Consider the following 8,656-nt stretch of genomic DNA (forward strand, 5'->3'; position numbering starts at 1 on the left):
CCGGATCGGAGAACGACTCATGTACGACTACGACCTCCTGGTCGTGGGATCGGCCAACGCCGACCTCGTGATCGGCGTCGAACGGCGGCCGGGGGCGGGCGAGACGGTGCTCGGCTCCGACCTGACCGTCCACCCGGGCGGCAAGGGCGGCAACCAGGCGGTGGCCGCCGCCCGGCTCGGTGCCCGAACGGCCCTGCTGGCCCGGGTCGGCGACGACACCTACGGCCGGCTGCTGCTCGACTCGCAGCGGGCGGCCGGTGTCGACACGGTCGGCGTCCTGGTGGGCGGCGCGCCGACCGGCGTCGCACTGATCACCGTCGACCCGTCCGGGGACAACAGCATCGTGGTCTCGCCGGGCGCCAACGGCCGGCTGGCGCCCGGCGACATCAGCGCCGCGGCCAGCCTCTTCCACGCCTCCCGCGTGGTGTCCACGCAGTTGGAGGTGCCGCTGGAGACGGTCGTGGAGGTGGTCCGCTCGCTGGCGCCGGGCAGCCGGTTCGTGCTGAACCCGTCGCCACCGCGGCCGCTTCCGCAGGAGGTGCTGGCGGCGTGCGATCCGCTGATCGTCAACGAGCACGAGGCGAAGGTGATCCTCGGCGACGCCCTCGTCGGCGGGCGCCCCGAGGACTGGGCCCGCATCCTGCTGGCCAAGGGGCCGCGCTCGGTGGTCGTGACCCTGGGCGCGGAGGGCGCGCTGGTCGCTTCGGCGGCCGGGGGCGTGACCCGGGTGCCGTCCGTGAAGGTGGACGCCGTCGACACGACCGGCGCGGGCGACGCGTTCACCGCGGCGCTGGCCTGGCGGCTGGGCACCGGTGAGCCGCTCGCCGGGGCGGCGGCGTACGCGGCCCGGGTGGGCGCGGCGGCGGTCACGAGGGCGGGGGCGCAGGCGTCGTACCCGACGGCGGCGGAGGTCGCGGCACTGGCGCCGGAGTCACCGGAGTCGCCGCAGTCGCCGATGGAGATGACGCCGGAGGGTGAGGGCCGGTGAAGAAGGCGGGGATACTCAACCGGCATCTCGCGGGTGCCCTCGCCGGACTCGGCCACGGCGACGGCGTCCTGGTCTGCGACGCGGGCATGCCCGTGCCGGACGGACCCCGCGTCGTCGACCTGGCCTTCCGGGCCGGGGTGCCGTCCTTCGCCGAAGTGCTGGACGGCCTGCTGGCGGAGCTGGTGATCGAGGGCGCGACGGCGGCGACGGAGGTCCGGGAGGCCAACGCCGAGGCCGCGGCCCTCCTCGACGGACACTTTCCGGCGCTCGGCCTCGTCCCGCACGAGCGGCTGAAGGAACTGTCGGCGGGGGCGCGGCTGGTCGTGCGCACCGGGGAGGCACGGCCGTACGCCAACGTGCTGCTGCGGTGCGGGGTCTTCTTCTGACGACGCCCCCGACCGGAGAACCGTGGTGCTGAAACTTCGAGGGGGCCCGGTCACCGACCGGGCCCCCTCGGGTTTCCCCTCCCCTTCAGAACCCCGTGAATTCCCCCCCCGGGTACCCCCACGGAGGTCCTGATGCCAAGTACGACCCGCGGACCCCGGGGAGGGTTGTACCGGTCGCCGGAATTGTTTTCGGACCCGGCGCCCCTACGGGGGTGCCCCCTTCTAGCCCTCCCGGGGGCGCCCTTCTAGCCCCCCGCGTGCGCCGCGAACCGTGCCGCCGTCTCGGCCAGTACCTCCCGCCCGTCGCGCGCCCACAGCCCCTCGTTGAACAGCTCGACCTCGATGGCACCGGTGTACCCGGCCGCCTCGACGTACCCCTTCCACTCCCGCATGTCGACCGAGCCGTCGCCGAGCTGGCCGCGGCCGTTGAGGACGCCCTCGGGCAGCGGGGTCGTCCAGTCGGCGAGCTGGAAGGTGTGGATGCGGCCGCCCGCGCCGGCGCGGGCGATCTGCTCGGGCGCCCGGTCGTCCCACCAGATGTGGTACGTGTCGACGGTGACGCCGACCTGCTGGGCGGGGAAGCGCTCGGCGAGGTCCAGGGCCTGGGCGAGGGTGGAGACCACGCAGCGGTCCGAGGCGAACATCGGGTGCAGCGGCTCGATGGCGAGGCGTACGCCGTGCCGTTCGGCGTACGGGCCCAGCTCGGCCAGCGCGTCCGCGATGCGTTCGCGGGCGGCGCGCAGGTCCTTGTCGCCGGGCGGGAGACCGCCGGAGACCAGGACCAGGGTGTCGGTGCCGAGGGTGGCCGCCTCGTCGACGGCGCGGCGGTTGTCGGCCAGGGCCTTCGCGCGCTCGTCGGCGCCGACGGCCGTGAGGAAGCCGCCGCGGCACAGGGTGGTGACGCGCAGACCCGCGTCGCGGACCAGCTTGGCGGCGGCCTCGACACCGTACGCCTGGACGGGTTCGCGCCACAGGCCGACGTTGCCGACGCCCAGTTCGCGGCAGGCAGCGGCGAGTTCGGGCAGCGGGAGCTGCTTGACGGTCATCTGGTTGATGCTGAAGCGGCTCAGGCCGGACTTGGCTGAGGTTTCGGGTCCGGTGTCGCTCACTGGTTCACTCCGTACAGGTTCAGCAGGTTCCGCATGCGCTCCTCGGCGAGCTTCGGGTCCGGGAACAGGCCGAGGCCGTCGGCGAGTTCGTAGGCGCGGGCGAAGTGCGGCAGGGAGCGGGCCGACTGGAGGCCGCCGACCATCGCGAAGTGGCTCTGGTGGCCGGCCAGCCAGGCGAGGAACACCACGCCCGTCTTGTAGTAGCGGGTGGGGGCCCGGAAGAGGTGGCGGGAGAGCTCGACGGTGGGGTCGAGGAGGGCGCGGAAGCCGTCCGTGTTCCCGGTGTCGAGGACGCGGACCGCCTCGGCGGCCAGCGGGCCGAGCGGGTCGAAGATGCCGAGCAGGGCGTGGCTGAAGCCCTGCTCGTCGCCCGCGATCAGCTCGGGGTAGTGGAAGTCGTCGCCGGTGTAGCAGCGCACGCCCTGCGGGAGGCGGCGGCGCAGGTCGATCTCGCGCCGGGCGTCGAGGAGGGAGACCTTGATGCCGTCGACCTTGTCGGGGTGGGCGGCGATGACCTCCAGGAAGGTGTCCGTCGCGGTGTCCAGGTCGGACGAACCCCAGTAGCCCTCCAGGGCCGGGTCGAACATCGGGCCCAGCCAGTGCAGGATCACCGGCTCGGCGGACTGGCGCAGGAGGTGGCCGTAGACCTCCAGGTAGTCGTCCGGGCCCTGCGCGGTGGCGGCGAGGGCGCGGGAGGCCATGAGGATGGCCTGGGCGCCGGACTCCTCGACCACGGCGAGCTGTTCCTCGTAGGCCGCCCGGACGTCCGCCAGGGAGGCGGTGGCGGGCAGTTGGTCCGTGCCGACGCCGCACGCGATGCGGCCGCCGGCCGACCTCGCCTCGGCGGCGGAACGGCGGATCAGTTCCGCCGCTCCGGCCCAGTCCAGGCCCATGCCGCGCTGGGCGGTGTCCATGGCCTCGGCGACACCGAGTCCGTGGGACCACAGGTGGCGGCGGAAGGCGAGGGTGGCGTCCCAGTCGACGGCGGCGGGCGAGTCGGGGGTGGTGTCCGCGTACGGGTCGGCGACGACGTGCGCCGCGGAGAAGACCGTACGGGAGGTGAAAGCGCTTCCTCCGGAGAGGGCCAGGGGCTCGGCGCGCGGTTCGTAGGCGCGCAGGGCGCCATGGGCGTCGGGCAGGTGCAGGGTCACAGCGCGATCTCCGGTACGTCGAGGCGGCGGCCCTCGGCGGAGGACCTCAGGCCCAGTTCGGCGAGCTGGACGCCGCGGGCGCCGGCCAGCAGGTCCCAGTGGTAGGGGGCGTCGGCGTAGACGTGCTTGAGGAACAGCTCCCACTGGGCCTTGAAGCCGTTGTCGAACTCGCCGTTGTCCGGGACCTCCTGCCACTGGTCGCGGAAGGAGTAGGTGGCCGGGATGTCCGGGTTCCAGACCGGCTTCGGGGTGGCGGAGCGGTGCTGGACCCGGCAGTTGCGCAGGCCCGCGACGGCCGAGCCCTCCGTGCCGTCGACCTGGAACTCGACCAGCTCGTCGCGGTTGACGCGTACCGCCCAGGAGGAGTTGATCTGCGCGATCGCGCCGCCGTCGAGTTCGAAGACGCCGTAGGCGGCGTCGTCGGCGGTGGCGTCGTAGGGCTTGCCCTTCTCGTCCCAGCGCTCGGGGACGTGGGTGGCGGCCAGGGCCTGGACGGACTTCACTCGGCCGAACAGCTCGTGCAGCACGTACTCCCAGTGCGGGAACATGTCGACGACGATGCCGCCGCCGTCCTCGCTGCGGTAGTTCCAGGACGGGCGCTGGGCCTCCTGCCAGTCGCCCTCGAAGACCCAGTAGCCGAACTCGCCGCGCACGGAGAGGATCCGGCCGAAGAAGCCGCCGTCGACGAGGCGCTTGAGCTTGAGCAGGCCGGGCAGGAAGAGCTTGTCCTGGACGACGCCGTGCCTGATGCCCTTCGCCCGGGCGAGGCGGGCGAGTTCCAGGGCACCGTCGAGGCCGGTGGCGGTCGGCTTCTCGGTGTAGACGTGCTTGCCCGCGGCGACGGCCTTCCTGATCGCCTCCTCACGGGCCGAGGTCACCTGGGCGTCGAAGTAGATCTCGACGCTGTCGTCGGCAAGGACCGCGTCGAGATCCGTGGAGACGTGGTCGAGTCCGTGCCGCTCGGCCAGCGCCCTCAGCGCGTGCTCCCGGCGGCCGACCAGGACCGGCTCCGGCCACAGCACGGTGCCGTCGCCGAGGTCGAGGCCGCCCTGTTCGCGCAGCGCCAGGATGGAGCGGACGAGGTGCTGGCGGTAGCCCATGCGCCCGGTCACACCGTTCATGGCGATACGCACCGTCTTGCGTGTCACGTCATTCCCTTCGTACGAGCGATGCCGCGAGCTGTAAACGAGCCGTGGAGCGGAACGAACGGCGCGAGCCGTACAGCAAGCGCTTTCTATGTATAACGAAGCTAGCCTGTGGACGGCGGTCCGGACAAGACCGCGGGTCGGGGCGAGTTGTTCGAGGGGACGAACAACCGTGGGCGGCGGCCCTCGCGGTGGCCGTAAAGTCACCCCGGAACGGCGTACGGCACAGGCGCGAGGCGCGCGAGGCGCCCGGGGTGGAGGACGAGGACATGACGGTGACACTGGCGGACGTGGCGGCCCGCGCCCAGGTCTCCCCCGCGACGGTGTCGCGCGTACTGAACGGCAACTACCCCGTGGCCGCCGCCACCCGGGAGCGGGTACTCAAGGCCGTCGACGAGCTGGACTACGTGCTCAACGGCCCCGCGAGCGCGCTGGCGGCGGCCACCTCCGACCTGGTCGGCATCCTGGTCAACGACATCGCCGACCCCTTCTTCGGCATCATGGCCGGCGCCGTCCAGTCGGAGATCGGCGGGCCGGGCGGCCGCGCGGGCGGCGAGCGGCTCGCCGTGGTCTGCAACACCGGTGGCGCCCCGGAGCGCGAACTGACCTACCTCACCCTGCTGCAGCGCCAGCGCGCGGCGGCGGTCGTGCTGACCGGCGGGGCGATCGAGGACGCGGCGCACCAGGCGGCGATGGCGGCGAAGCTGCGCAGGCTGGCGGAGGCCGGGACCCGGGTGGTGCTGTGCGGGCGGCCACCCGCGCCGGAGACGGGGGCGGTCGCGCTGACCTTCGACAACCGCGGCGGCGGCCGGGAGCTGACCGAGCACCTGATCGGCCTCGGCCACCGGCGGCTCGGCTACATCGCGGGCCCGCAGGAACGGACCACGACCCGGCACCGGCTGGAGGGCCACCGGGCGGCGCTCGCCGCGCACGGCGTCGGGGAGGACCCCCGCTGGACCGTCCACGGCCGCTACGACCGGCAGTCCGGGTACGAGGCGACGCTGGAACTCCTGCGCAGGGACCCGTCCCTGACCGCGGTCGTCGCCGCGAACGACTCCGTCGCGCTGGGGGCGTGCGCGGCGCTGCGCGACTCCGGGCGGCGGATCCCGGACGACGTGTCCGTGGCCGGCTTCGACGACCTGCCGTTCAGCATCGACGTGGTGCCCGCGCTGACGACGGTGCGACTGCCGCTCGCGGAGGCGGGAGCGCGGGCGGGGCGCATCGCGATGGGGCGCGAGGAGGCGCCGGCGGGGGGAATCGCGACGGTACGGGGGGAGTTGATGGTACGGGGGTCCTGCGGACGGCCACGGGGGGTTTGAACGCGGGGGCCTGCGAACGGCCGCAGGGAAGGTGAACACGCAGGTCCTGCCGACGGCCGCAGGGAAGGTGAACGACGGGTCCTGCCGACGGCCGGAGGGAAGGTGAACACGCGGCGCCTGCGGACGGCCACAGGGGGAACGCGCAGGCCCTACGGACGGCCACAGTTGGGTGAACACTCGGGTCCTGCCGACGGCCGCAGGGGGAACGCGCGGGCCCTGCGGACGGCCGCGCGGGGGGTGAACGCGCGGTTCCCGCGGACGGCGGCGGGGGTTTGAACGCAGGGAAGGTGTACGGCGGTGACGTGGCGTCGCCTCCCGCGTCCGTGCGGGGGTCCGTGCGGGCTGCCGGCCGCACGGTCCGGCCACCGGAACGAACCGGCGAACCGCTCGTTGAATATATCGTCAACAATGCTCGAGCAATAAGTATGACAATGTGTGTTCAGCCGTCATGACGCCCGCCAGTCACGGGACTTGACATTCGAGCCAGCCGTACCGGGCGCACGACCGAGCGATTCCTCCCACACACATACGTAGTTGGACAGCTGATGACAAGAGACGCACACACGCACCGGAAGCGGGCGCTGCGGCGGCGCCCCGTCGCGATCGCCGCCGCGGCCGTGGTGGTGGCCGGAGCCATCGCCGTACCGGTGGTGGCCCAGGCGACGCAGAGCGACGCCGCCGCGGACACCGCGCTGCAGCGGGAGTTCGAGGCCGCGGCCGCCGAGTACGACGTGCCCCAGGAGGTGCTGATGGCGGTCGCCTACCAGCAGTCGGCCTGGGACACCCACGAGGGCGAGCACAGTGCCTCGGGCGGCTACGGGCCGATGCATCTGACCGACGTCACCCCGGAGATGATCGACGGCGGCGCCGCGGGCACCGCAGGACGCGCCGAGGCCGAGGAACTCGCCAAGGGCGAGGCCAAGCACACGCTCCAGACCGCGGCGCGGCTGACGGGGCTTCCGGCCGACGAACTGCGTACGAGCGCCTCGGCGAACGTCCGCGGTGGCGCGGCGCTGCTGGCCTCGTACCAGAAGGAGCTGAACGGCGAGACCTCCGACGACCCCGGCGACTGGTACGGAGCGGTCGCCCGCTACAGCCGGTCCACGGAGCGTCAGGGCGCGACCGCGTTCGCCGACCGCGTGTTCGCGACCCTGAAGAAGGGCGTCACCCGCAAGACGGCCGAGGGCCAGAAGATGCGCCTCGCCGCGGACAACGGGGCCGCACCGGCCACCTCCCAGGTGGACAAGCTCGAACTGCCCGCCGCCGCGACAGCGGACACCGAGTGCCCGGCCACCCTGGACTGCTCGTACGTCCCGGCCGCCGCCGGCAACGGACAGGCCTCGGACCGGCCCGCGAACGGCGCCCGGATCGACCGGATCATCATCCACGACACCGAGTCGCCCTACGAGTCCGCCATCACCACGTTCCAGGACCCGGCGAGCGGCTCCTCCGCGCACTACGTGGTGCGGTCCTCGGACGGCGCGGTGACCCAGATGGTGCCCACCAAGAACCTGGGCTTCCACGCCGGCAACTACTCCACCAACCTGCACTCGATCGGCATCGAGAACGAGGGCTACGCCGCGCACGGTGCCACCTGGTACACCGAGTCGCAGTACCAGGCGAACGCGGAGCTGGTGAAGTACCTGGCCGAGCGGTACGACATCCCGCTGGACCGGCAGCACATCGTCGGCCACGACAACGTGCCCGCTCCCGCCGACCAGTACGTCGACGACCAGCACTGGGACCCGGGCCCGTCCTGGGACTGGGAGCGCTTCATGGACCTGGTCGGCGCCCCGGTCGACGGAGAGCACGGGGTCGGCGAGGTCGGTTCCGCCGTGACGATCGCGCCGGGCTTCACCGACAACGAGCAGACCATGGAGGTCTGCCCGCAGGACGACGGCAGCGGCGCCACCGAGGAGTGCGGCACCGTGGAGCAGGCCGCGAACTTCGTCCGGCTGCGCACCGAGCCGAAGGCCGACGCACCGCTGTTCGGCGAGCAGACGATTCACCCGGACAACGGCACCGGCACCGACCGGATCAGCGACTGGGGAGCCACCGCCCAGGCCGGCCAGCAGTTCGTCGTCGCCGACCGCGAGGGCGACTGGACCGCCATCTGGTTCAGCGGCAGCAAGCTGTGGTTCCACAACCCGGACGGCGCCAACACCGTCCCCGCCTCCGACGCGACCGTCGTGAGCCCCTCGGGCGACAAGGCGCTGGAGGTGTACGGCACCAACTACCCGGACGCCGACGAGTACCCCGCCGACTCCTCGCCGTCGACCCAGGCTCCGCTGAGCATGTACTCCGTCCCGGCCGGACAGGCCTACGTGGCCACGTCGGCCCCCGCCCCGACGGATGACTTCCTGCCCTCCAGCGGCAAGGTCGTCCTCGGCGAGAAGAAGATGTACAGCATCCAGTACAGCCACAAGAACGTCCTGGTCTACGCCGACCAGGTGTCCACCGCGGAAGGTCCGTCCGGCGCCTGACACGACCGGTCACCCGGCGAGGGGGGAGGCGTTCGGAGCTGCCGAGACCGGCAGGAACCGAACGGCTCCCCCCGC

General features: G+C 72.8%; 7 protein-coding genes. 4 read left to right on the forward strand and 3 right to left on the reverse strand.

Annotated elements, in window-relative coordinates; all coding sequences use genetic code 11:
* The first annotated feature begins 19 nt into the window (after positions 1-19).
* Both HZS56_RS08625 and rbsD read left to right on the forward strand, forming a co-directional pair.
* Positions 20-988 (forward strand): ribokinase, encoded by a 969-nt coding sequence (locus HZS56_RS08625; protein ID WP_216720101.1) that lies wholly within the window; start codon positions 20-22, stop codon positions 986-988.
* Positions 985-1,374, forward strand: a complete 390-nt coding sequence (gene rbsD, locus HZS56_RS08630) for a D-ribose pyranase (RefSeq protein WP_216720102.1) — start codon at positions 985-987, stop codon at positions 1,372-1,374. The genes HZS56_RS08625 and rbsD overlap by 4 nt, the downstream gene beginning before the upstream one ends.
* A 245-nt stretch (positions 1,375-1,619) precedes the next feature.
* On the opposite strand, the gene HZS56_RS08635 is transcribed toward rbsD, so the two are convergent.
* From HZS56_RS08635 to HZS56_RS08645, 3 genes are read right to left on the reverse strand one after another with little or no spacing between them, the layout of a single operon-like run.
* Positions 1,620-2,420, reverse strand: coding sequence for a sugar phosphate isomerase/epimerase family protein (locus HZS56_RS08635; RefSeq protein WP_216720117.1), 801 nt, complete (start codon positions 2,418-2,420; stop codon positions 1,620-1,622).
* Positions 2,421-2,479: 59 nt separating this feature from the next.
* Entirely contained in the window at positions 2,480-3,634 is a 1,155-nt protein-coding gene (locus tag HZS56_RS08640; RefSeq protein ID WP_216720103.1) for a dihydrodipicolinate synthase family protein, read from the reverse strand.
* The gene (locus HZS56_RS08645; protein ID WP_216720104.1) at positions 3,631-4,782 is read right to left on the reverse strand and encodes a Gfo/Idh/MocA family protein; all 1,152 of its coding nucleotides are present in this window, start codon (positions 4,780-4,782) and stop codon (positions 3,631-3,633) included. The genes HZS56_RS08640 and HZS56_RS08645 overlap by 4 nt, the downstream gene beginning before the upstream one ends.
* Positions 4,783-5,048: 266 nt before the next feature.
* Here HZS56_RS08645 and HZS56_RS08650 point away from each other — a divergent pair, with 266 nt between their 5' ends.
* Positions 5,049-6,098, forward strand: a complete 1,050-nt coding sequence (locus HZS56_RS08650; RefSeq protein ID WP_216720105.1) for a LacI family DNA-binding transcriptional regulator — start codon at positions 5,049-5,051, stop codon at positions 6,096-6,098.
* Positions 6,099-6,643: 545 nt separating this feature from the next.
* Positions 6,644-8,581 (forward strand): N-acetylmuramoyl-L-alanine amidase, encoded by a 1,938-nt coding sequence (locus HZS56_RS08655; protein ID WP_216720106.1) that lies wholly within the window; start codon positions 6,644-6,646, stop codon positions 8,579-8,581.
* Positions 8,582-8,656: the final 75 nt, after the last annotated feature.

Origin of the sequence: Streptomyces mayonensis (assembly GCF_018982965.1) — a bacterium.
Classification (GTDB): Bacteria; Actinomycetota; Actinomycetes; order Streptomycetales; family Streptomycetaceae; genus Streptomyces; species Streptomyces mayonensis.

What these genes read in the sequence shown, in the direction of transcription:
- HZS56_RS08625 (WP_216720101.1), top strand. Translation starts at nt 20, where the DNA reads ATGTACGACTACGACCTCCTGGTCGTGGGATCGGCCAACGCCGACCTC.
- HZS56_RS08635 (WP_216720117.1), bottom strand. Translation starts at nt 2,420, where the DNA reads ATGACCGTCAAGCAGCTCCCGCTGCCCGAACTCGCCGCTGCCTGCCGC.
- HZS56_RS08650 (WP_216720105.1), top strand. Translation starts at nt 5,049, where the DNA reads ATGACGGTGACACTGGCGGACGTGGCGGCCCGCGCCCAGGTCTCCCCC.
- HZS56_RS08655 (WP_216720106.1), top strand. Translation starts at nt 6,644, where the DNA reads ATGACAAGAGACGCACACACGCACCGGAAGCGGGCGCTGCGGCGGCGC.